Raw genomic sequence first — 23,298 nt, 5'->3', positions numbered from 1 at the left:
GAACACGGTATTTACACATTTCATTACCTTACCTGCGCGTCGATTTTCCGAGTATACCGCCGAGTAATCCGCGTAAAATTTGTTTTCCGAGTTGATTACCAACGGTTCTCGCCGCTTGTTTCGACAAGGTTTCGGCTAATCCTTGGCGGCGTTTATTACCAAAGATAAGCTCGCTAAACCAGCCTTGCTCAGCTGCTTTGGTCGTTGGCGTACTGGTTGTTTGCGCAGTACCGCTGCCATTCGTCTGTTCGGTATGACGTTGATTCAGTCGCTCGTAGGCGGATTCGCGATTGACTAAAGTATCGTATTTACCACCAATCGGACTCTGATGACGGATAGCGGTTAACTCCTCGGTCGTGGCTGGCCCCATCCGGCAGCGTGGTGGTGCTATTAAGGTGCGCTCAACCATAGTCGGCACACCTTTCTCGGCAAGGGTTGACACTAAGGCTTCGCCCACGGCGAGTTGTGAAATTACCTCGCTGACCACCAATTTAGGATTCGATACAAAGGTTTCGGCTGCGGTTTTAACGGCTTTTTGATCCCTTGGGGTATACGCCCTGAGGGCATGCTGAATGCGATTGCCGAGTTGACCGAGAATTTCATTGGGAATGTCGTCGGGGAATTGCGAGCAGAAATATACCCCGACGCCCTTGGAGCGGATAAGCCGCATAATTTGCTCTATGCGTTTAAGCAAACTTGCTGGGCAGCCCTCAAATAATAGGTGTGCCTCATCAATAAAGAAGACTAATTTAGGTTTATCGAGATCGCCGACTTCGGGTAAATTTTCAAACAGTTCTGATAGCAGCCAGAGTAAGAAGCTGGAATAGAGGCTAGGGGTCAAGATGAGTTTATTGGCGGCTAACAGGTTGATAATGCCGCGCCCTTGCAAATTAGTGCGCATTAAGTCTTCGAGTTGCAATGCTGGCTCGCCAAAAAAGTCTTTGCCGCCATCGCGTTCTAAACCAAGGACTGAGCGTTGAATCGCGGCAAGGGATTGGGCGCTGATAAGCCCATATTTGGCTGAGATGTCTTTGCGCTCATCGGCCACTAAGTTCAGCATGGCGCGCAAATCGTCAAGGTCGAGTAACAATAAACCTTGGTCGTCGGCCAGTTGAAACACTATGTCTAAAATGCTGCTTTGGGTGTCATTGAGTTCGAGAATTCGCCCGAGTAAGGTGGGCCCCATTTCACTCACTGTGGTGCGCAGTGGATGTCCTTGAATCCCTGCTAAGTCCCAGAACACAACAGGATTTGCCTCGGTTTGATAATCCACAATCCCGATTTCAGCGGCCCTTTTTAGTAGCTTATCGTTTGGAGTACCTGCAACCCCGAGTCCTGAAATATCGCCTTTGATATCGGTGATAAATACTGGCACCCCTTGGCGCGAGAAACCTTCGGCTAGGGTCATCAGCGAAACGGTTTTGCCTGTGCCTGTGGCGCCAGCGATAAGTCCGTGGCGGTTGGCATATTTAAGATTTAAGTGAACCTGTTGCTCACCTTTACCTAAGAGTAGAGTATTCAAGCGCAGTCCTTGTCTTCATTAATGCCGTAATGAATCGATGGAGCATCGATCGTGGCTGGATAAAAAATCATCATCCAGTGTTTGCCTTTAGCCAATTTCTGTCAATGCTGATGAATGCATAATTGATACAGCTCAAGTAAAGCTTGCCAATGTTAGTTTGGCTAAGTGTAGTTATTTTGTTGCATTTGTTGAGGCGCCGAAGATGAAAACCCCATTGATTATGTTAGTCTTGTCCGCATCACTGTTGACCTCTGCCTGCGCCGAGTTAGCCTGTTCCGCAAGGACGGATGTCGACCCCTACGAGCCAATGCTAGATAAGCAGCGCTGCGTGGCTGAGGCGGATAAGCAGTTAGCTGCCCATGAAAAGGTCAAAAAGGCTGAAGAGGAACAACAGCTTAAAGAAGCTGTGGATCGGGCGATCAAACAACGTCAATAAAAGGATTGATATGAAGGGAGCGGGTGGAACACAGGGCGGTATTGGCCAGTTCTTTATTGGGCTTGCCATGATGTGTGCAGGATTTTATCTGTTATTTAATGCGATACAGGTCAGTTCCAGTTTTGGCTTGGGCTATGGCCTCTACCGCATGAATGCCTTTGGGCAGGGATTTTCGATCACCACAGGTATGGTAATGCTGCCGTTTATCCTCGGGATAGTGATGGTGTTTTTTGATGCCAAGACTAAGCTCGGTTGGCTGCTTACCTTAGGCTCCTTAGTCGCCTTAATTGTTGGCGTGATCAGCTCGATTCAGTTTCACTTTAAAGCCATGTCGGCCTTCGATTTGATCGTGATTTTAGTGTTAGCCTTTGGTGGGCTAGGGCTGTTTTTGCGCTCGTTAAAAGCGGCGCCTACTGAGCAGAATGATCCCAAATAACAGCTAAACTGAAATGTCTATTGCATACCCATAGCCGAGGAAATCCAATGCGTTGGCGTGACAGTGATCGCAGCTCCAATATCGAAGACAGACGGGACCAACAGATGGCGTCGGCGGGTGTGCCCAGCGCGCTCTTGCTTAGGTTATTGCCTTTTCTGCTGCAAACTAAAATCGGCCGAGTGGTATTGCTGCTGGGCGGGTTATATTTTGCGTTTCAATACTTTACCGGCGGATTATCCCTCGAACCGAGTAATCAAGCGGGGTTTAGTCAGTCTCAATCGGCCAGTAATACCGCGGCTCAAGATGAAAATGCCCAGTTTGTGGCGGCGATTCTTGGCACGACGGAGACCGTTTGGAATCAATTGCTACAAGGGCGATATGTCGAACCTAAGCTAGTGCTTTATCGCAATATGACCTCAACCGGATGCGGTTTGGGGCAGGCGCAATCTGGGCCTTTCTATTGCCCCGCTGACGGCAAAGTGTATATTGATTTGAGTTTTCTCGAGGAGTTGAAAAAACTCGGAGCACCGGGGGATTTCGCCTTCGCCTATGTTATCGCCCACGAGGTCGGTCACCATGTACAAAACCTACTCGGCACCAGCACTAAAGTGCGTCAGGCCCAGCAAGCTGCTGGCAAGGCGCAGGCCAATCAACTGAGTGTTGCCCTCGAATTGCAAGCCGACTGTTACGCTGGCGTGTGGGGGCATTATGTCGATAGACAGCTCAATTTGCTTGAGCCTGGCGATGTAGAAGAAGGCATTGCCGCCGCTAGTGCTGTGGGTGATGATCGCCTGCAAAAAATGGCGGGCCTAGCCGTACAACCCGAAGCCTTTACCCATGGTAGTTCGGCTGACAGAGTGAAATGGTTTAATATCGGCTTTGCCTCCGGCAAACCTGCCAGCTGTAATGCTTTTAATAGCAAATAGCGAGCTGGTAATCGCGCCAACGTAGGATGGGTAGATGGCATTTGAAGATAGGTTTCGGCTCAGTAGTCATGCAGTTATCACCAATGAATTAGGGCAAGTGCTGCTGCTCAAAGCGAACTATGGCAATTTTGCTTGGGGTTTACCCGGCGGCGCCTTAGAGCTTGGAGAGACCATTCACGAAGCGCTGCTGCGCGAATGCCAAGAGGAATTGGGATTAGAGGTGAACATTCACTATCTTAGCGGCGTTTATTATCACAGCGCCTATCAATCCCAAGCTTTTATCTTTCGTTGTGAGTTTGCATCTGCCGATGTGATGATTCGCTTAAGTCATGAACACTCAGAGTTTGCCTTCCATGATATCGACACGCTTAGCGCGGTTCAGCAGCAAAGAATCAAAGATTGCCTTAATTTTAACGGTGTCGTCGTGAGTGCAAAGTTTTAAGGCTTTGCCAGTAAGTATCTACAACAATAAAAAGAGACAGCAATGAAACTCGGTCGTAACGATCCTTGCCATTGTGGCAGTGGTAAAAAGTTTAAACGTTGTTGTATGAACAGCGTTTTCCAGCAACATGCCCAAGTGTTCGATGATGTTGAGGCCATGTTGGCAATGAACCCAAATTTGAGCCTTGATGAACTTAACGCAGCTTTACAATACAAAGTGCAAGACCGCAATAATCAACCTCATCCCGATTTTTGTGGCGTAACACCAACACAAATGGCCAATTGGCTTTATGCGCCGTTTGAGCAATTACAGTGGGTGACAATCAGCACACCAGACGATCTTTCAACCAGTCCGGTGATGCGTTATCTAGCGCTAATTCTTGATGAGGCCATGGCGCAAGAAGGCTCCTTCAAAGCCACAAGTAAAGGCAGCTTACCGACTAAGTTGGTTAAACAGGCCAGTGAGTTATTACCTGAGTTTGCCGTTGCTCAGTTTCCAATAAATATTAGCATCAGCGAGTTTGCGGGCAGTAACGAAGATAAATTTAATGCCTTGCACTACACCCGAGTGTTAGCCGACATTTGCGGTATTATTTACCTTCGTAGTGGCCGTTATCACGTTAAAAAGTCAGCGCAAAAGCAGTATCAAGCTCTAGGCATACAGGCATTTTTTAAACCTATGTTAGAGGCCGCCATCAGCCAATATAACTGGGGATATTTGGACGGTTTTGAATACGATATCGACTTGCGACCCTTTTGGCTGTTTATGCTGTGGCGCCTACAAGGTCATCACAGTGTAGAAAAGCTGGTGAAAGAGGTGATGACAGCTTTCCCCGATTTACTTCAGTCCTTGCCTACGGATGATTACTTCTCGCCAGAAAGAAGTTTAAGCATGCTCATCGAATCAAGATTTATTGAGCGATTTTTACAGTTTTGGGGATTTTTGATCATTGAGCCAAGGCGTTACAAAGGCGCTGAACCGATCGGCAGAGTTGTTAAGGTACAGCCTTTGTTAAAACAAACTTTTCAATTCACCATTAACGCATAGCAAGGCCATCGTGAGCGAATATCAATACTATAAATTCGAGCGTCTGGATGGTTACTTAGATGCTAAGGCGCGCCAAGCACTCAGAACCATTTCAAGCCGTGCGGACATCACTGCTACGTCCTTTCAGGTGTATTACACCTACAGTGACTTAAAGGCGGAACCTTCTACGCTGATGTTAAAATACTTCGATATCGGGTTTTACTATGCCGATTGGGGCTCAATCGATGTATACATCAAGTTACCTGCCGGAACGATCCCTGAAGCGTTGCTTGCCTTTTCAAGCGATGGGCTTCATGTACATCAAAGCGATGAGTGGCAACTGCTGATTTTTTCCATCGAAGAGTATGGCGAGTATTTTGACGATGAACAGGCTGACGACTTTTTCCAGCATTTAGCTGGGTTACGTAGCGAGTTAATCCACGGGAATTGGTGTCTTGTGTACTTTATGTGGCTCAAAGCGTTTGATTGTAATGAAGAACCTGAAGAAATACCGTTAATTCAATACGATTTTGAGCATCTCAGTGAAGAGGTGCAGACGTTTGCGGCGCTGTATGATATTCCGTTAGCATGGGTTAAGGCACTTGCGATGGTGCTGAACGAACAACCAAGTCACCAAGCCAAACAAGCCCAATTTCAGTTTGATGCGTGGCTGCATAATCTCACGGATGCGGAGAAAGACACGCTATTACGCACGCTGTTTGAGCAAGGCCAGCTAACCCGTCACCAAGCCTTAGCACTGACGCGAAAAGAATCGGCCAACACCGACGAAATCTATCAATACTGGTTAACCCCCGACCTGATTTCCCCTTTCATAGAGCAAGCGCAAAGCCAATTACAGCAAGAGCAAGCTGAGGCGCTCGCAAAAAAATTAGCCATCGAAAAAGCGGAAAAAGAGAAGATGTTGACGGATATCTACAATCAGCGTGAGCACAGCTGGCAGCAAGCACAAGAGCAAGCGAATCGCACCTGCGCCAGTGGCTATGATGAGGCAGCACGCTATTTGCATCAGCTGTTTGAGGCCTATCAGTTTAAAGCGGATAACGTGGCGTTTGAGCAACGTTTTAAGCGCTTTGTTGTGACTAATAATGGTCGTAAAGCGCTGTTAAACCGGTTAAGTGATTTGCTTTAAATAATGGGGTTACAGACAGGCCAAGCGTTGTTAGCAAAAAATATCGTTCAGTTTTGATTGGCTGAAAGCTTGTATGCTCCTTAGGTCTACAGATTGTTACTCATAAAGTCACTTTGTGTAGACCTCGGGATGCTAAGCAAGGCTCTTTACCATCTCTGTGGTAAATACTGGGTGAAATACAAAGGCATTACAATATTGGTTTGTTCTAACGCCGATGAGCCTTGTGTGCCAGTTAACTTAAAGGTTTTACTTGGAGCACATTTTTCAACGTAGGATGCCAACGATTTAGCTCTGGTACGTTTGCCACTTTTGACTTCAACAGGGATGATATCGCCTTCATCGGTTGCCAAAATAAACTCGATTTCGGCGCGAGCGTCATTCCATGAATAGCTTGGGTCAACGCCAATAGCAGTGAGCTCTTGTTGTACAAAGTTTTCAGCCACATAGCCTTTGTATTCGTAATTTTGTTGCTTAATCTCTTTATAACTGCTGCCCAGCATATGATTGAGCAGCCCCACATCAAATAGAAACAATTTAACCATATTTTCTTTTTTATAGGCCGCCAGCGGCGATTTCGGCAGCCCTTCAATAGGGTAGTTTGGCAAGGCTAAGCGGCAGCAGTGAAGCCAATGGATCGCGGTCTCAAAATCGCTATAACGCGATTTACGCTCATGCACATGTTTAAATTTAAAGCGTTTAACGGACTCATCGCTGACAAGTGATAGCTGCGCTGGAATACTGTTAAACACAGATTCAATCAGTGTGGCATCGACCTTGCCCGCGTACTTGCCAAAATCGCGGCGATAACCTTCAACTAAATCGGCATGAATTTTTGTGACTTTTTCAACCCGCTCTAAAATGCTCGCATCTTTCAACCTATACCAAGCGGAAACGGCTTCTGGCATACCACCGGTAAAAAAGTAATCTGTAAGTTTATCCATCAATTTAGTGTGCACCGCCGGTGTGCTTGCTTGGGCTTCAAACGCTTTGATCAGTGCTTGCTCGTTGGATGCGTAAATAAATTCTTGGAAGGTCAGAGGTCGTAAATTGTATTGTTCTACCTTACCTACAGGGAAGGTGTTGAGCAAACCAATGTTCGAGCCGCTTGCCGCGACAAAATAGGACGGTGCTTTTTCAGCAAAATACTTTAGTGAGGTAACGGCACGCTCACATTCGCCAATTTCATCTAATATCAGCAGATCGGTTTCTGGGTTGAACGCCTGATTGGTCAACAGCTCAATGTTCATTATTAGCTCGTCAGGTGACAGTGAGCCATCGAATGCTTGTTTGTAGGCGGGATTTTCAAGAAAGTCGATACGCAGGATGTTGGTAAAGGTGTTACCAAACAACTCTTGCAGCAGATAGGTTTTACCCGTTTGCCTTGCGCCATCGATCAATAATGGCTTGCGCACAGGTTGGTTTTTCCATGCTATTAAGGCGTTGAGTAGGTTGCGCTGCATTGTCATTTCCCGTCAATTAAGATTGTTAACGGCCTATACTATAACTCATTCTACACTTTTGTGCGCATAAAAGTGCGGAATTTTACACTTTTATGCGCATAAAAGTGATGGCCCGATCTGTTTCATGCATGTTACTCTTTATTTAATTCAAAATTAACGAGTTACCGATTGTTCAATTTATAAAATCAAAGTCAAAGTCGTGGGGTTTCATCCCCTGATTTTTAATCAAGAGTCGACCAAGAAGGACTGCTCGTCCTATCCTCCTTTGATTATGAAGTTTGCTATTGGTCACTTAAAGCATCAAAGAGTTGTGGATGTTCTGTTTCACCCACAAAATTTAACAGTGGGTGTCTCGTTAAACTCTTTCGCTGCCAAGTGACTTGTCGTTGCTGCCTGCCCCAAAAAAGTACATTATGTTGCTGTTTTATAATGGATGGCCTGATTTATTGGTTAAATAGATTCTAGGAGGCTTCATTGAAAGGTTGTGCACTATTTCAGTTCTTTTACCCTGGAAATATTCGAGTTCTGCCCGGTGAAGCTTCATTCGATTATGAAGGGGAGTGTTTTGTTCTGGGCATTGGTAAGCCTATGAATTCCGTAAACACCTTATCAGTGAATGACAGGATAATCAAAGTTGAACATGATAACTCTGAGGGCTTCAAATATGCTTTTGAAGCATCACGACAGACAGGAGACAACCAGATTTGCAACGCTGTTCAGCGGGATGATGGTTCAATTGATGTTAGTTTATTAATGGATACTGAAAATGGGCACACACAGTTTAGTAGCTCCAGTATCACCACACTTGTGCGTGTTGCCGTTGAAGCCGATGGCCTTTCCGAAGATTTAGAAATTAAAGCTTTAGATGCCCTGAATCATTTTATCAGGGTCTATCGTTACGCCACACTAGACACGTCAATCAAGGAGGTAGCCTTTATGACGGGCTTTAAACCCTACATTGTTACTGGGTTTAAGCCGTACAACGAACAACACTTGGCGAAAGACCCTGATCAACGAGTCAGTGAACTGTTCGATGATTGGGAGCCTGATGCTCAAAGGTTCACTTCTTTACAACCGATGAACCTAGCAGATCATGAATTGCCTAACTTCAACCGTGCTAGAAGCACTAGACACATTGCCCATTACCTTACGACAGGGGACTTTCCTAGCTGGCGTGTAACTCTGATGCGGGCATATGAAATGGCGAATGAACAAGATAATTACAGTGCGGCTGTGTTGGAGTCATTCATTGCACTTGAGTTGTCTTTGTACAACCTACTAAACGTCTACAGAGCTAAAGGTAATAAGATCAAAAAGTATGGGCGCATTCATGATGTGATAACTGAAGCTTTGCCAAATTTGTTTAATAAAGAAGTGGATGGTTTGGTGAAGCAATTGCTTAGGTTCAAGGATATAAGGAACGACGTCGTTCATGATGGCTATAAACCAACTGAAACAGAGTGTTCAGAATGTCTTTCGATAGCTGATGAAGCATTCCATTTTTGTGATTCTAAAGCCTGATTATTGAAGGCAAACCAACCAAAAAAATCTAAGGGAAGCACCAAACAAATTAACGAGCCACCCATTGTTAAATTTTCAGAGTGCATGCTTGTAAGAATGGGTTCAGATTACTGTTGGGGTTGGCAAGATTAAGCGCTGTCATGGAAGTGACCGTTGACGGCATGGATGCCGTCGTCGAGCCTATAGGGACATATTCACGGCGTGTCACTGGAATGACAGTGCTTAATCGTTGAAACAGAATGATGAACACCCTTTCTATGAATCATTAATACAGCTTTGCCCTTGTTTAATTCCTACTCGAGACAAAGAGCTGGATTCCCGCTCACAAGCATTGCGGGAATGACAGTGCTTAAGAATGGACTGTTCCATACCGATCATCTTATGGCTATTGTCTCGTACCTCTTGGCTTATGCCTCTTGTCTTGTGGATCAGGCGCGCAGGTGGGATTTCTTCTGTTATAATGCCCCCTCGATTTTTTGGAGGCGAGAATGGACGTATCTTCTTTACTAGACGGCCTGAATGATAAGCAGCGCGAGGCTGTCGCGGCACCGCAATCTAGCATGTTAGTGCTTGCGGGGGCGGGCAGTGGTAAAACGCGGGTGTTAACCCACCGTATCGCGTGGTTAATGCAGGTTGAACAGCAGAGTCCTTACTCGATTTTAGCCGTGACGTTTACCAATAAAGCTGCGGCCGAGATGCGTGAGCGGGTTGAAAAAGTCGCTGGCACCAATATGGGGCGGATGTGGATTGGCACCTTCCACGGGCTGGCGCATCGTTTATTACGCACTCACTTCCAAGATGCGGGTTTACCGCAAAGCTTCCAAATTCTTGATTCAGACGATCAGCTGCGCTTGCTGAAACGCATCCTTAAAAGTTTGAATCTGGATGAAAAACAATATCCTCCCCGTCAGGCGCAGGGTTATATCAATGGTAAAAAAGACCAAGGATTAAGACCAAAACATATCGATGCGGGTGGTTTTCCGATTGAACAGAATCTACTGAAAATTTATCAGGTTTATCAAGAGTCTTGCGATCGCGCTGGCCTTGTCGACTTTGCCGAAATCCTATTACGTGCCCACGAGCTTTGGCTCAATAAGCCGCATTTGCTGGCACATTATCAAGAGCGCTTTAAGCATATTCTGGTAGACGAGTTCCAAGATACCAACGCCATTCAATATGCCTGGATCCGCGTGCTGGCCGGCCAAACTGCCAATGTGATGATAGTCGGTGATGACGACCAATCTATTTACGGTTGGCGTGGCGCTCAGGTTGAAAACCTGCACCGCTTCCTGAAGGATTTCCCCACGGCGACCACGATTCGCCTCGAACAAAATTATCGCTCCAAGGGCAATATTTTGAAGGCGTCGAACGCCCTTATTGCCAATAACCCCGAGCGTTTAGGTAAAGAGCTGTGGACCGACGAAGCCGATGGTGAGCCGATTTCCCTCTACTGCGCCTTTAACGAAATGGACGAGGCGCGCTTTATTGTCGGCCGGATCAATGATTGGTACGAAAAAGGCGGCAATTTAAGTGATTGCGCGATTTTATATCGCTCAAATGCCCAGTCGCGTGTGCTCGAAGAAGCCCTATTACACAAAGGCTTAGCCTATCGGATTTACGGTGGCCTGCGCTTCTTCGAACGCCAAGAGATTAAAGACGCTATGGGTTATATGCGGCTAATCAGCAATAAAAATGACGATGCCGCCTTCGAGCGCGTGGTGAATACGCCGCCCCGTGGCATTGGCGATCGCACTCTAGATATTTTACGCACTACCGCGCGTCAGCAAGAGCTCACGTTATGGCAGGCCTGTTTACGGCTGCTGGATGAAAAAGTGCTTGCGGGCCGCGCAGCCTCAGCGGTGAGTGGCTTTATGGATCTTATCGTCACCCTGCAGGAAGAAACTCAGGATATGGCGCTGTACCGGATGACGGACACAGTGATCCAAGCCTCTGGCCTCAAAGCCATGTACGAAGCGGAAAAGGGCGAAAAGGCCCACGCTCGTATCGAAAACTTAGAGGAACTCGTCACCGCCGCGCGCACCTTCGAAATGCCTGAAGAACTCGAGGATATGGGTGAGCTTAACGCCTTTTTATCCCATGCGGCCTTAGAGGCGGGCGAAGGTCAGGCCGACGCCTTTACCGATGCGGTGCAACTGATGACACTGCACTCGGCCAAGGGGCTGGAGTTTACTATGGTGTTTATGGCGGGTGTCGAGGAGGGGATTTTCCCGAGTAAGATGGCGCTCGAAGAGGGCGACAGACTCGATGAGGAACGCCGACTCTGTTACGTGGGCATGACCCGCGCGATGGAAAAACTCTATATCACCTATGCCGAGTCCCGCCGTATTTATGGCCGTGAAGATTACGCCCGTCCATCGCGTTTTATTAAGGAAATCCCGCCGCAATATGTGGACGAAATTCGCTTAAAGGCGCAGGTGTCGACGCCGATGGCCAATAATCGCTTCAGTGCGCAAAAGTCGGCGGTCGCCAACGATACTGGCTTTAGCGTCGGCCAAAGAGTGCATCATCCAAAGTTTGGTGACGGCAAAGTGACTAACTTTGAAGGCAGTGGCGCACAGGCGCGGGTACAGGTGAATTTTAGTGATTTTGGCAGTAAGTGGCTGGTGGTGGCTTACGCGCGCTTAGAGGCGCGTTGATTGGTATGAATGTCATGATTTTGTGACAGTTTCAGCCTGCGCAAATTCGCTTAAAAGGGGGCTAGGGTATATGATGTTTACCCTAGCAACCGAGATAAAAAATTAGGTTTGGGAGTAGTTAGTTAATGAATCTAAAGCAGAAGTGGGACGTGTATTCCCGCCTGACTCGACTCGACCGTCCTATCGGCACCTTGTTATTACTCTGGCCGTGTTTGATGGCGCTGGTGCTAGCAGCAGGTGGTATGCCCGATCTTAAGGTACTCATTATCTTCATTATTGGTGTGGTGATTATGCGTGCCTGTGGCTGCATTATTAACGACTATGCCGATCGCGATCTCGACTCCCATGTTGAACGTACCAAATCCCGCCCTCTCGCCAGCGGCGAAATCAGCACCAAAGAAGCGTTATTACTGTTTGTGATCTTAGGTTTAGCCGCTTTTGGTTTAGTCTTACTGCTCAATGGCTTAGTGGTTAAATTATCCGTTGTAGGCATTATCCTCACCATTATTTACCCCTTTACTAAGCGGGTAACAAACATGCCGCAGATGTTTTTGGGTGTGGTATGGAGCTGGTCTATCCCCATGGCCTATGCGGCGCAAACCGGTGAAGTGCCCATCGAAGCCTGGTGGTTATTTGCGGCGAATTGGTTTTGGACTGTGGCCTACGACACCATGTACGCCATGGTCGATAGGGATGATGATTTAAAAGTCGGTATCAAATCAACCGCCATTCTTTTTGGCCAATATGACCGTCAAATCATTGGATTATTTCAACTGGCTGCACTGCTGTGTTTTATCGCCGCGGGTTGGAGTGCCGACCGTGGCCTGCTTTATGGTCTAGGATTGCTGACCTTTGTTGGTTTTAGCACTTACCAACAGATGTTGATTTTTGGCCGCGAAAGAGCCCCTTGTTTTAAAGCCTTTCTCAACAATAACTGGGCAGGATTAGCACTGTTTGTTGGTTTAGGTGCCGATTACCTGTTTTAGTTTTCCTCACCGTTTGAATGAGTGCTATCAGGCGTGTCGCCTGATAGCCGCTCAAAAATTAGCTCAAGCCGCGACTCACTGACTCGAAGTGGTATCCTGCGTCGCATCAATTTGCGGATACTGACTGGCTGAACTTTGGATGTCAGAGCATTGGTAAGCATTTCCCATCATAGTCACAGAGCCTAAAAACTTAAGCGGTTGATAGAGATAAACAGTATCGGCGCCGAGCGCATGGCTTTTGATGCGCATCTCGTTGAGTGTACCCCACACCATATCCCTATCACTGTGCAGCCAATAATCATAGAAATGCCCCTGCGAACCAATCACTGTGCCTTTATAAGTACAGTTTTCAATAGCTGCGGAGTTTTCCCATAATATTTTAACGTGTGCCGATTCCTCAGTAGGAAAGGTAACACACGCTGTTACATTAAGGCCGAGTAATAACATTAATATTGTGCGAAAATTCATTTGTTTATGACTCATATTCAGACTATTAATAAAAATCGGCTAGCTGAAAGAATATTATTAGCTGATTAATACTTATTGTTGATGACTTAAGTTATTTACGTCCTAATACTTTTATCCCAGCTTTACTACGATCTGAGTTTCCATATACTTCAATTTTTTTAACACAGCGGCGGGAGCCTAATGATTTCCATTCCGAGTGTTCGTCTTTCTCGATATCGGTATCAAATTTGATGGTGCGGGTTTTATCATCCCCATAGGTGACGACAACGCGATCGATACTCACATCTCTTTCTGCTTTGATTTTGATATATTTTGCCTGTCGGCAAATGATCAAAGGTATGGTGGCTGGATGATCGCCAATGCCGAGTAATATGGTGCGGCCAAGGGTGATTTCATCGTCATTATCATCTTTTTTTGCATAGGCAACGGATGTGGTAAACATCAAGAGTAAGCAGATAATTATTCGATTAATATTGAACGTCGAAAATAGACTAGATTTTATTAACATATGGCCTCCAAAAAATGGGGGCGAATCATAAAGTATTTAATGTAACCTAAATAGTTTTTTTATCGCTTAGTGCGGTTGATATCACGGGTTTTATTTGAATAAGGTCAATAAGTGTTTTGCATTATGATACAAATGTAATTTAAATTATGCCGATATTATTTTTACTTTTAATTAGACTTAAATATCCCTTAAGGCATGACATTTTATGATCTAAGCCAATTTACCGATTTTCAATATTTGGCAAATACTACAAGTTGCGTGCAGTTTTCTGGTAGATTGTGATAAATGCCACTCAGTTTGGTGGTAGTCGTTGTTTAAGCTGGCGGTCTCGGAGTGAGTAACTGCTGCGGAGTGAGTGACAGCAGGATTAAGTTCAAAGGAGGTGAAGTATGCCGTGTCGACTTACACGATTATTTGGGATTGAATTTCCGATTATTCAAGCGCCTATGGCAGGAGTGCAAGGCAGTACGCTTGCTATCGCCGTGTCTGAGGCGGGTGGTTTAGGTTCATTACCTTGCGCCATGTTATCCCTCGAGGCGCTTGAAGCTGAGTTAACCGAAATCCGAGCTAACACGACTAAACCTATCAATGTGAACTTCTTTTGCCATAGCGAGCCTCTGCCACAGGCGGCCAAGCAAGCGACTTGGCTCGAACAGTTAGCCCCCTATTTTGCGGAATTTAATCTCGACTCAAGTGTGCAGCCTGCTGGCACCCAGCGTACACCCTACAGCAAGTCACAGGCCGAGGTGTTAGCCAAATTTAAGCCCGAGGTGGTGAGTTTTCACTTTGGTTTGCCCGATGAAGAATTGCTGCTGGAAATTAAAGCTTGGGGATCAAAAGTTATCTCTACGGCGACAACCGTCGAGGAAGCACTCTGGCTTGAGGCCCACGGCGCCGATGCGATTATTGCCCAAGGCCTTGAGGCGGGTGGGCACAGAGGACACTTTTTATCCGAGGATTTAACCGAGCAGCTCGGCACTTTTAGCCTACTGCCGCAAATTATTGCGGCGGTGGATATTCCTGTGATTGCCGCAGGTGGCATTGTCGATGTAGCCACAGTGCGCGCAGCCATGACGATGGGCGCTTCGGCCGTGCAGGTGGGGACGGCCTATTTGCTCTGCCCTGAGTGCAATACCAGTGCAATCCATCGTGAGGCGTTGCAAAGCGATGCCGCGCAACATACAGCGCTGACTAATTTATTTTCTGGTCGACCTGCGCGCGGCATAGTAAACCGCTTTATGGCTGAAATGGGGCCGATGAATGAGGCTGTACCGGATTTCCCCTTGGCATCCTCAGCGGTTGCAGGCTTAAGGACGGCGGCGGAGCGACAAGGATGTGGCGATTTTAGTCCGCTGTGGTGCGGGCAAAATGCCAGTGGTTGCCAAAACATTCCCGCAGCTGAACTGACACGGCAATTGGCTTTAGGCTTTGGGTTTAATATCCAATAAATAGTTACAGGTGCAAAGCCTGCATCTACTGTTTACTTCCAAGGCTCAAGGCCGCGCCATAAGGATTTTCAGCCATTCGGCCTTCGAGACATTCGAATACCTTTGGGGATGCAAGCACCACTGATACACTACTCACGCTTTTGTTAAATGTCGTTGCCCATGGAAAGCACTGCGCAATAAACTGGCTAACAGAATGGGGAAGACCCAAAGGCTGGTTGTTGCTTGGCACTCTGCCGAGTTTTTCACCTTGTTGTTGGATTCTATTGTGGGAGTATGTGGATGGCACAGATTATCAGTAATGCTGCGGTGGGTCGTACCCTATTGATTTTATTGCTGTGTGCTGGTGTTTTCTTTTTTATCGATTTTTTAGTTCCCGCCTTGGCCGCCCTGATTGTCTGCTTCTCCAGTTGGCCGCTGTATCAAAAATTATTGGTTAAATGCGGTGGTCGCTCGGCGCTGTCTGCCACTATCGCGTTAGTTTTGATTATTGTCGGGCTAATTACACCGCTGATATTTGTTTTTTCCTATGCTTTACAAGAGATTAGGATATGGGCTGAATGGTTGGTGTATGCTAACCAGCATGGCGCGCCCGTTCCCCTTTGGATTAAGGATTTACCTTGGGTTGGTGCGTGGTTTACCCAGCAATGGCAACAGTTTATCGGTGAACCCCATGAACTGGGCAAGATAGTCAGTGCAATTAGCGGACAAAATTTGACAGGCATTTCTCGTTGGGTGCTGCAATTGGGCTGGAATACTTTAGGCTTGCTGCTGACCTTGTTGTTTATGCTGATCACCTTGTTTTTCTTATATAAAGATGGCGCGTCGGTGGCGAAGCAGATTGATATTGTCGGTGAGCGTATTCTACCCGCCCGCTGGTATCGCTTTTCCCGCGTGGTGCCCGCGACGGTAAGTTCAACCGTTATCGGCATGACGCTTATCGCCATCGGTGAAGGCATAGTGCTGGGGATTGCCTACTGGATTGCTGGCGTGCCTTCGGCCGTGGCCTTTGGGGTGTTGACTGCTTTTATGGCCTTAGTGCCAGGCGGCGCGCCAACCATGTTTACCCTGATCTCACTGTATTTAGTTGGCACTGGCGATATGACCGCTGGGATCGGCTTATTCCTCTGGGGCAGTATCGAGCTGTTTATCGTCGATAAAACCCTGCGCCCTAATCTGGTTGGTGGGCCTATTAAGCTGCCTTTCTTACCGACTTTTTTCGGCTTGATTGGTGGAGTGAAAACCATGGGCTTTGTGGGTCTGTTTGTCGGCCCCGTGTTGATGGCGCTGTTAGTCGCTATCTGGCGCGAATGGTTAAGGGATGACCCTGATAGTTCGGTTGTAACTGAATCCCTTGAATCACCGCAGGAACACGGTCATTCAAATTAAGGATGAGTGAGTGCTTGTTTGCGCTCCTCGGTATAAAACCACCAAGGTTGAGGATCGTCGCCCGCCATAAAGCGGGTAATCGAAATAAACACATCGAGCATACAGGGATCGTGGATTTGCCCCGTTTTGTCACACAGGGTTTGATACATTTCATAGGGATTTCTCCCAAGCAATTGCGCCGGAGTCTCTATGCCGAGCAGACGTAGATCCGCCGCGCTCGCTTTACCAATATTCGGTAAATCCGTTAATTGTTTGACCTTGGCACGCACCACTTTTGCTGGATTCATGTAGTTTTCCTAGTGATAAAAGCATTGGCCGCCAGTGCAAGAGAAGATTCACTACACGTTACGCTTTTACTAACTGAGTTAAATCCGCTGGGCGATAGTACACCGACTTTAATACCTTGCCTTGGCGCACGACTTTACCGGCCATTTCTACATCTTTAGCGCATTTGGCGATGATAAATTCGCCCTTTTTACTGCCGACGATGTCAACGCCTTGCTCGGCATAAAAAGCAATGGTTTCGGCTAGCTCTTGCTCGTTGCGGCACACTTTGCTCATATTGCTCGAATGGACTTCGTCCCAGCAGGCGATAAAGTCAATTTCACGGTTTTTGGCGACACACAGCAGCAAGTCGATAAGGTAGCTGATTTCTAATTTGTCATGCATGTGCTCGGCGCCTAAGTGCACTAAACGCCCCATCAACACATACACTGAATCGACAATCGCATCGGCTTGTTCGATACGGCTATCAGCTTCGGCAAGTTCAGTTAACTCTTCAATAATCAGCGAAGTATGTAAGGTGTCAGCCTTATCATCTAATGAGCTGGCATCGTTGACGGCGAGGTCGAAGGTACTGCGAAACTCACTGATATCACGATACAAGTGGTCATAAATAGGTTGAGTTAAACAGCTGAGTTTCATCGGAGTGCCTTAGATTTTATCAATAGGTTTTACAAATAGATTGGTGAAATCGATTTATGGATAACTGCGGCAATTCTAAAGAAAGGTGGCGCAGAATACAAAGTGTGCTGGCCTTGAAGTAAAAAATACCCGCTGCCAAATCGGGGAGCAGCGGGTTTCGGCAAAGATTAGGGTGGACACCGAATGGAGATTTGATTAACAGGCTCGGACTAAGTCACTAAAGACCTCGTCATTGACCGCTGGGTTAACGGCTTATTGCGCGTATTTGGCGATCAGCTTATCCAAATAAGGGGCAACCTCTTTGTCAGACCAATCTAAATAGCCACGAACAAATCCAACAAGATTACCTTTTGCATCAAATAAATAAGTCGCAGGAACCACATTGGCAGGAATGATCTGCTCGATATTTTTGTTGGGGTCGAGCCAAGTGCTGTATTGATTAAAACCATGCTGATTAAGAAACGGGCGTACTTCTTTTATCTCTTCATCAATTGAAATTGGCACAATAGCGATTTTTTTATCGGCAAATTGCTGTTGTAGTTTTTGCAGCTCGGGGATTTCCCTTAAACAAGGGACACACCAGGTTGCCCAGAGGTTTACTAGCGTAAGCTTACCTTGATGTTGTTTGAGGCTTTGTGCTTGCCCAGCTTCATCCATAAAAGGCACTTCGGGTATCCCGCGGGCATGTTGCATCTCAATAAAACCCGTCATGACTCGTGGTTTTGGAATTGCTTCGCCAGTGTCATAGAGTTTGTTTTGCAGAGAATGGGCTTGCACGACGCAGCTCAGCAGCAATGAAGTGCAAAGGAGGGTGAGCTTGGCTGTGGATGATTTCATGGGTTTGTCCTTATATTCAAACTGAGCGAGTCGCGTTGTTAGCGGCAGGTGACTTGCGTTTTATCAGGGTAAGACCTAAGCCTAACCCTATGATTAATAACGCCAGTGGGCCTAGCCAAAGCGCCAGTGTTGAGGGTTTTAATTCTGGCTGATAACGGATTTTTTCACCGTAGCGCTGTACCATAAAATCGAGGATCTCATCCCGTTTATAGCCTTGTTCAAGCAGCGAAAAAATTTGCCCCTTGAGCTCATGGGCGATAGGTGCCTGTGACTCGAATAAGGTTTGGTTGGTCGCCATTGGGCAACGCAGTACTTTGCTGATCGCTATTGCCTGTTGCTGATAGGATGTGCCCATATCCGAGCTTTCCTGTGCCGTCGCGAGAAAGGTTGTCCCGCCAAAACAGAGGATGAGTGACAACAACCAAAACAATAAACTCAAATAGGGGGAGCGAAATAATGGATTCATGGGGTTACAGTCTCCCTAGCTGAGGGGTGCCTGCTGCCCTCAGTGCTTCTGTGTGTTCGACATGGCGAACTTGTCTGACGGGCCACGCAGCGATTGCTCCTGCGAGCATCATCAACATGGCGCCTAGCCAAATCCAAGTCGCCAATGGTTTATAGCTAATGCGGATCAGGTACTCAGTGTCGCTCAGTTGCAGTCCCATTGAGACGTAAATATCGCGCCAAAAACCGTGGTCGATGCCCGCGTGGGACATTTCCATACCATTGCTTTTAAAGGTTTGTCTTTGTGGTTGGATATAGCCCAGTACTCGATCGTCCTGCTTGGCATCGCGTACACTGATATTGGCTTGAATAGCAGTAAAACTTTGGCTCTCAACTTGCTCGGTACTCTCATACACCAGCACATAATTCGCTAACGGTTTACCCTGGCCTGGCCCCATTCGTAGCAGGGCTTCCTGTTCGAAAAAAGACACCGATGTTGCGCCGATAATCGTCACTACAACCCCGAAGTGTCCGAGCATCATGGCGACCCTTGCGCGCTTTGATGCTGACGGCTGGATTGGTCGTGCTGTGGGTAAGCGTTCTGGGGCGCCGCGTGGTGGCTTGAGTATCATCTTTAGACTCAAACCAAGGCATAACAATAAAAATAACGCGCTGGCACTGCCAAGAACGAGGAATAATGCGCCATCGCCTTTAGCTTGATAACCCAGCACTGTTGCAATAATGGCAATGGCTACAGTGGGGACAGCCAATACCTTGAGTGGTTTGTGGGTGGATTGCCCCCAATTGAGTAGCGGGGCGAGGCCCATTAAGACGACAGCGATAAAGGTCAATGGGACAAAAATCGCATTAAAATAAGGTGCGCCCACCGATAAAGTACCTAGGTTTAACAGCTCATATATCAGGGGATAAAAGGTGCCAAGTAGTACGGAAAAAGCCGCGACTACCAGCACGATCACCCCAAGCAGTAATAAGGTCTCTTTGCTTAATAGCGCATGGGTGACTTCTCGTCTCAGTGCGGGGGCTTTTATCGCAAAAATAAATAGGGCAGCACCAACAAAAAGCACTAATAAACATAGGATTGACATACCTCTGGTTGGGTCAGCAGCAAAGGCATGTACCGATTGCACGATACCGGAACGCACCAAAAAGCTGCCTAACAAACTAAGGGAGAATGCTAATAAACATAAAAACAGTGTAGTAAGAGTAAAGCCCTGTGTTTTTCGGGTGAGCACTAAAGAATGCACCAGCGCTGTCGCAACCAGCCAAGGAATAAATGATGCGTTTTCAACGGGATCCCAAAACCACCAACCGCCCCAGCCCAGTTCGTTATAAGCCCACCAAGAACCAAAGGCATTGCCCCCTGTGAGGAAAATCCACGCCAATAGCACCCAAGGGCGCATGTATTCGAGGTGGCGAGTCGGTAACTTTCCTCCCAGTAACGATGCCAGTGCTGCGGCAAAGCAAACCGTTAGCCCGACATATCCCAAAAACAGCATAGGTGGATGCAGTATTAAGCCTATGTCCTGCAATATGGGGTTAAGGTCGCGCCCTTCGACTGGAATATTTGGTAGCAAGCGGGCAAAGGGATTGGAGGTAAAGAGTAAAAACAAATTAAAGCCGAGGATCACTAAGGCCAAAATTGCGAGGACTCGGCCAAAGTAAGCCTTATCAGCCTGTAAACTGGCACTATCGAGATTAACCTTATTCGTTGCTTGGCGCCAATTGATCACTGCGCCCCATAGGGCAATGGCGAACACCCAAAATAACATTGAGCCTTCATGGCTGCCCCACACGGCCGCAATTTTATAGCCCACAGCGAGTTGACTATTAGAATGGTTGGCAACATAGGCGACTGAAAAATCATCGCTAATAAAGCTAAATATTAAGCTACACAGTGCGGCAAATAAGGTAATAAATAGTGCGTAAAATAATTTATTGCCAAAGTGGATTAGGTAAACGTTATTCCGATAGCTACCAATTAAATGATTCGTTGCCGACAATAATGCAAAAACAGTGCTCATGATTAGCAATATGTGCCCTATTTCTGGAATCATATTTATCATTGATATTTCCTGCATGGCATTAGTTATCGATTTACATTAATACTGAAATTAATGAGAGGTTACTTTTTAGCGGTTAATCGGTACAGACTTATTTGTTTTTATCTAGGTAAGTTAGATGTGAAGTCTTTACCCATTCCACGATTGGCTTGCAGGGTAACTGAGTTTTAACGGAAGGAATGTGATCTGTCTCGGTATTAAAATCGTCATTTGTGGCTTTGGTTCTTTTTGAAAAATCAAAGCTGTTTTTAGGTTTTTTTAGATGTAAAAAAACAGATTTAAAATCTAAAAAATCACTAATAAAATTTTATCAAGTTTATGATTTGTTTGTATTTTTTGGTTTTTAGCTCTATTGATTTCTGAATCAAAATTTAATGTGCTCTAGCGCAGATTTTTTGCTTTTTCTCTCATTCATTATGCCGTCACTGGTCAATTGTTTATGTCGTTCAGTGAACAGTTAGGTTCAGTGGAAAATATAAAACTAATGATAAATTAGGAGTGAATGATGAAGCGATGGAAAACCAAAACAGCCTTAGGCGTGCTGTTTTGTTTAGGTTCTGCCGTAAGCGCTACCACAATCGCATCCGATGCTAAATCGGATGGTAAAGTGGTCCCTGGTGTGGGTAATAAACAACAAACTCACTATACTCAAGATATCTTGGCTAACCCCAATTTAAATGAAAATTTAATGGAGAAATCCCGTGGTGTTAAAACACTGCAGGATTATATTGTTCAAGAGCAAGAATTGTTTGATTTTCTATTTGAAAATCACCCAGTTTTTAAATATGACGCAGAAGGTCGTTTAAAAGGCACTTATAAAGTCAGTGATCGTGGTGAAGAATATTTACACGGTGGTGACAGTGTTGCTTACAGTAAACACAGTAAAGAAGTGAACTCAACTGATGGCACCGCTGTACGTTATAGTTCTTATAACGATGGTCAGCGTCCAAAAGCACTGCAATACCGTTTAGGGGCAAAATCGATTTTAGATTTCCCTAACAAGTTTGTGGGCCCAGAAAAATGCGGTGAGTGTCATGGGCCGCAATACGAAAAATGGAGACGTTCACGTCACTCTAAGACGATTCGCTTCCCTGGCGAACATCCAGAAGTCGATAACGACCTGAAAAAAACCATGTATACCACCAAAGATACCACGATTCTGCCATCGGGTATTACGCCAGACGCTATCTACGCGACTGTGGGTACGCCACGTACTAAATATGGTTTTATCGACGCCTACCTAGTGCGCGGTACTTACCATGTGAAAGACGGTCTGTTGAAAGATGGCACTGGTACTATGGTCGCTGGTGGTAACCAATTCTCCCGCGGTTGGGCTGAGTGGTTAACTCCTGAAATGGCTGCAAAAATTAACAAAGCTATTCCAAGTTTCCCCGTCAAAATGGAAGATTTTGGTACCAGCGGTTCACACCAATGGGGCATGAGCTCATACGGTGCTAAGTATGAGAAGGAATTCCTATTCCAACCAGCTAGCTCCTATTGCGAAATGTGCCATAGCTTCAAGTTTGACTTCCAAACGAAAGATGAATTCTTCGCTGCTTTAGGCAACCCGAAAGAGCTGCAAAAACACACGATTTCTAAAGGGATTACCTGTGAAGAGTGTCATGGCGCAGGCGGCCACTTAGACGGCGGTATTGGTGGCGGTATGCCATCTAACTGTGAACGTTGTCACCAACGCTTCAACTTTGTTGAAGAGTTAGCTGAAACGCCACAGGGTAAAGAGAAGCTGGAATATGCCTTCAACGTGAAGATGAAATCTTCTTGCCCATCTTGCGGTACTGAAGGTTCACAAATGTTTGCCTCTGCTCACTATGACAAAGGTATGCGTTGTTCAACCTGTCACGATCCTCACGAAGTGACCGATGGTGATTGGAAGTCAGGCATTACTAAACCAAAAATCATCAAAGAGTGTACTGAGTGTCATACGGCTCAAGCCGAGATTGCTAAGAACACTAACACCCACAGCAACCAAACTTGCCAAAGCTGTCACATGCCAAACATGGGAAGCTGTGAAAACTTCACTGCGATCCAATTCCCAGATATGGCGGGCTTCGACAACGTTCGTAAGTCACACATGTGGAAGATTGATGTCGATCCACTGCGTAAGACCCTTAACCCACCAGAAGGTAAGTCTCGCGATGCGACGACCAAAGGTTGGACTGTGGCGAAAGATGAAAACGGCTACAACTACCTCGACCTAATGTGGACCTGTGCCCGTACTTCGGCTTCAGACCACGATGTAGTGGAAAACAAAGGTTGTCACAGCCAGTTCCAATCTGAACTTGAAGTGGGTCTGCACTTTGAAGACCAGATGGAAATCTACGGTGAAGTTCAAAAGTGGCAAAAACCAGTTAAAGAAACTTTTGCCCAAGTAGAACAAGCCCTTGCCCGTATCGACAAGCTGTTAGAAGTCACCAAGCTGTCGGTAGAAGACAAGACTCAAGTGCTGATGTTGACCGACAAAGCCCAAGATGTTGTTCGCCTGATCAAGGCTGACGGCTCATGGGGTGCGCACGGCCCAACTTACTCACTGAAACGTCTCGATGCAGCCTTAACCTATGTCACTCAAGCCCAAGCCATTATCGATGGTAAAGGTCTGAGCGCACAGAAAATCTAGTTCGA

21 protein-coding genes are annotated in these 23,298 nt (G+C 46.5%); 12 read left to right on the top strand and 9 right to left on the bottom strand.

Annotation, left to right across the window (positions count from 1 at the left end):
* Positions 1–28: 28 nt before the first annotated feature.
* Positions 29–1,522, bottom strand: a complete 1,494-nt coding sequence (locus FJD32_RS20425; protein WP_037427367.1) for a helicase HerA-like domain-containing protein — start codon at positions 1,520–1,522, stop codon at positions 29–31.
* Between the two features lie 202 nt (positions 1,523–1,724).
* On the opposite strand from FJD32_RS20425, the gene FJD32_RS20420 reads away from it, so the two are divergent.
* Genes FJD32_RS20420 through FJD32_RS20395 form a run of 6 tightly spaced genes read left to right on the top strand, consistent with a single transcriptional unit; the run spans position 1,725 to position 5,938 of the window.
* The gene (locus tag FJD32_RS20420; protein ID WP_140906834.1) at positions 1,725–1,958 is read left to right on the top strand and encodes a hypothetical protein; all 234 of its coding nucleotides are present in this window, start codon (positions 1,725–1,727) and stop codon (positions 1,956–1,958) included.
* A gap of 10 nt (positions 1,959–1,968) precedes the next feature.
* Positions 1,969–2,394 (top strand): hypothetical protein, encoded by a 426-nt coding sequence (locus FJD32_RS20415; RefSeq protein ID WP_037427364.1) that lies wholly within the window; start codon positions 1,969–1,971, stop codon positions 2,392–2,394.
* A gap of 47 nt (positions 2,395–2,441) precedes the next feature.
* Entirely contained in the window at positions 2,442–3,320 is an 879-nt protein-coding gene (locus tag FJD32_RS20410) for a neutral zinc metallopeptidase (protein WP_037427362.1), read from the top strand.
* A gap of 34 nt (positions 3,321–3,354) precedes the next feature.
* Positions 3,355–3,762 carry an NUDIX domain-containing protein gene (locus FJD32_RS20405; RefSeq protein ID WP_037427360.1) on the top strand — a complete coding sequence of 136 codons (408 nt, stop codon included), beginning with the start codon at positions 3,355–3,357 and terminating at the stop codon, positions 3,760–3,762.
* A 42-nt stretch (positions 3,763–3,804) separates the two neighbouring features.
* Positions 3,805–4,809 (top strand): SEC-C domain-containing protein, encoded by a 1,005-nt coding sequence (locus tag FJD32_RS20400; RefSeq protein WP_037427358.1) that lies wholly within the window; start codon positions 3,805–3,807, stop codon positions 4,807–4,809.
* Positions 4,810–4,819: 10 nt separating this feature from the next.
* A complete protein-coding gene (locus FJD32_RS20395; RefSeq protein ID WP_037413538.1) occupies positions 4,820–5,938 on the top strand; it encodes a hypothetical protein in 1,119 nt (372 codons plus the stop codon).
* 146 nt (positions 5,939–6,084) lie between these two features.
* Here FJD32_RS20395 and FJD32_RS20390 read toward each other — a convergent pair whose 3' ends face one another.
* Positions 6,085–7,398 carry an AAA family ATPase gene (locus tag FJD32_RS20390; RefSeq protein WP_088586205.1) on the bottom strand — a complete coding sequence of 438 codons (1,314 nt, stop codon included), beginning with the start codon at positions 7,396–7,398 and terminating at the stop codon, positions 6,085–6,087.
* Positions 7,399–7,872: 474 nt separating this feature from the next.
* On the opposite strand from FJD32_RS20390, the gene FJD32_RS20385 reads away from it, so the two are divergent.
* The 3 genes from FJD32_RS20385 (at position 7,873) to ubiA (ending at position 12,562) form a co-directional block, all read left to right on the top strand.
* Entirely contained in the window at positions 7,873–8,919 is a 1,047-nt protein-coding gene (locus FJD32_RS20385) for a hypothetical protein (RefSeq protein WP_088586204.1), read from the top strand.
* A 488-nt stretch (positions 8,920–9,407) separates the two neighbouring features.
* Positions 9,408–11,576 (top strand): DNA helicase II, encoded by a 2,169-nt coding sequence (uvrD, locus tag FJD32_RS20380; protein ID WP_088586203.1) that lies wholly within the window; start codon positions 9,408–9,410, stop codon positions 11,574–11,576.
* Between the two features lie 125 nt (positions 11,577–11,701).
* On the top strand, positions 11,702–12,562 hold the full coding sequence (ubiA, locus tag FJD32_RS20375; RefSeq protein ID WP_069453723.1) for a 4-hydroxybenzoate octaprenyltransferase: 861 nt from the start codon (positions 11,702–11,704) through the stop codon (positions 12,560–12,562).
* A gap of 75 nt (positions 12,563–12,637) precedes the next feature.
* Here the strand turns inward: ubiA and FJD32_RS20370 are convergent, their stop codons facing one another.
* Both FJD32_RS20370 and FJD32_RS20365 read right to left on the bottom strand, forming a co-directional pair.
* Positions 12,638–13,030 (bottom strand): DUF4156 domain-containing protein, encoded by a 393-nt coding sequence (locus FJD32_RS20370; RefSeq protein ID WP_047536811.1) that lies wholly within the window; start codon positions 13,028–13,030, stop codon positions 12,638–12,640.
* 91 nt (positions 13,031–13,121) lie between these two features.
* Positions 13,122–13,538, bottom strand: a complete 417-nt coding sequence (locus FJD32_RS20365; RefSeq protein WP_088586202.1) for a DUF2541 family protein — start codon at positions 13,536–13,538, stop codon at positions 13,122–13,124.
* A gap of 389 nt (positions 13,539–13,927) precedes the next feature.
* Between FJD32_RS20365 and FJD32_RS20360 the strand changes: the two genes are divergently transcribed.
* Positions 13,928–14,986: a nitronate monooxygenase gene (locus tag FJD32_RS20360; RefSeq protein WP_088586201.1), complete on the top strand. Its 1,059-nt coding sequence runs from the start codon at positions 13,928–13,930 to the stop codon at positions 14,984–14,986.
* Between the two features lie 279 nt (positions 14,987–15,265).
* Positions 15,266–16,372, top strand: coding sequence for an AI-2E family transporter (locus FJD32_RS20355; protein WP_088586200.1), 1,107 nt, complete (start codon positions 15,266–15,268; stop codon positions 16,370–16,372).
* Here FJD32_RS20355 and FJD32_RS20350 read toward each other — a convergent pair.
* The 5 genes from FJD32_RS20350 to FJD32_RS20330 all read right to left on the bottom strand — a co-directional run bounded on the left by FJD32_RS20350 (position 16,369) and on the right by FJD32_RS20330 (position 20,661).
* The gene (locus FJD32_RS20350; RefSeq protein ID WP_037427347.1) at positions 16,369–16,659 is read right to left on the bottom strand and encodes a helix-hairpin-helix domain-containing protein; all 291 of its coding nucleotides are present in this window, start codon (positions 16,657–16,659) and stop codon (positions 16,369–16,371) included. The two genes, FJD32_RS20355 and FJD32_RS20350, sit on opposite strands and share 4 nt — an antisense overlap.
* A gap of 58 nt (positions 16,660–16,717) precedes the next feature.
* Positions 16,718–17,296, bottom strand: a complete 579-nt coding sequence (locus FJD32_RS20345) for a nucleoside triphosphate pyrophosphohydrolase family protein (protein ID WP_037413877.1) — start codon at positions 17,294–17,296, stop codon at positions 16,718–16,720.
* Positions 17,297–17,548: 252 nt separating this feature from the next.
* Positions 17,549–18,133 carry a TlpA disulfide reductase family protein gene (locus FJD32_RS20340; RefSeq protein WP_037413878.1) on the bottom strand — a complete coding sequence of 195 codons (585 nt, stop codon included), beginning with the start codon at positions 18,131–18,133 and terminating at the stop codon, positions 17,549–17,551.
* A gap of 16 nt (positions 18,134–18,149) precedes the next feature.
* Positions 18,150–18,599 (bottom strand): cytochrome c-type biogenesis protein, encoded by a 450-nt coding sequence (locus tag FJD32_RS20335; RefSeq protein ID WP_055648686.1) that lies wholly within the window; start codon positions 18,597–18,599, stop codon positions 18,150–18,152.
* A 4-nt stretch (positions 18,600–18,603) separates the two neighbouring features.
* The gene (locus FJD32_RS20330) at positions 18,604–20,661 is read right to left on the bottom strand and encodes a heme lyase CcmF/NrfE family subunit (protein ID WP_181159792.1); all 2,058 of its coding nucleotides are present in this window, start codon (positions 20,659–20,661) and stop codon (positions 18,604–18,606) included.
* Between the two features lie 502 nt (positions 20,662–21,163).
* Between FJD32_RS20330 and sirA the strand changes: the two genes are divergently transcribed.
* Positions 21,164–23,293: a dissimilatory sulfite reductase SirA gene (gene sirA, locus FJD32_RS20325; RefSeq protein ID WP_037413884.1), complete on the top strand. Its 2,130-nt coding sequence runs from the start codon at positions 21,164–21,166 to the stop codon at positions 23,291–23,293.
* The last annotated feature ends 5 nt before the right edge of the window (positions 23,294–23,298 follow it).

Origin of the sequence: Shewanella sp. LC6 (assembly GCF_006385735.2) — a bacterium.
GTDB lineage: Bacteria > Pseudomonadota > Gammaproteobacteria > Enterobacterales > Shewanellaceae > Shewanella > Shewanella xiamenensis.
Note: the sequence above shows the minus strand (reverse complement) of the source record. Positions and strands in the feature narration are given on the sequence as shown.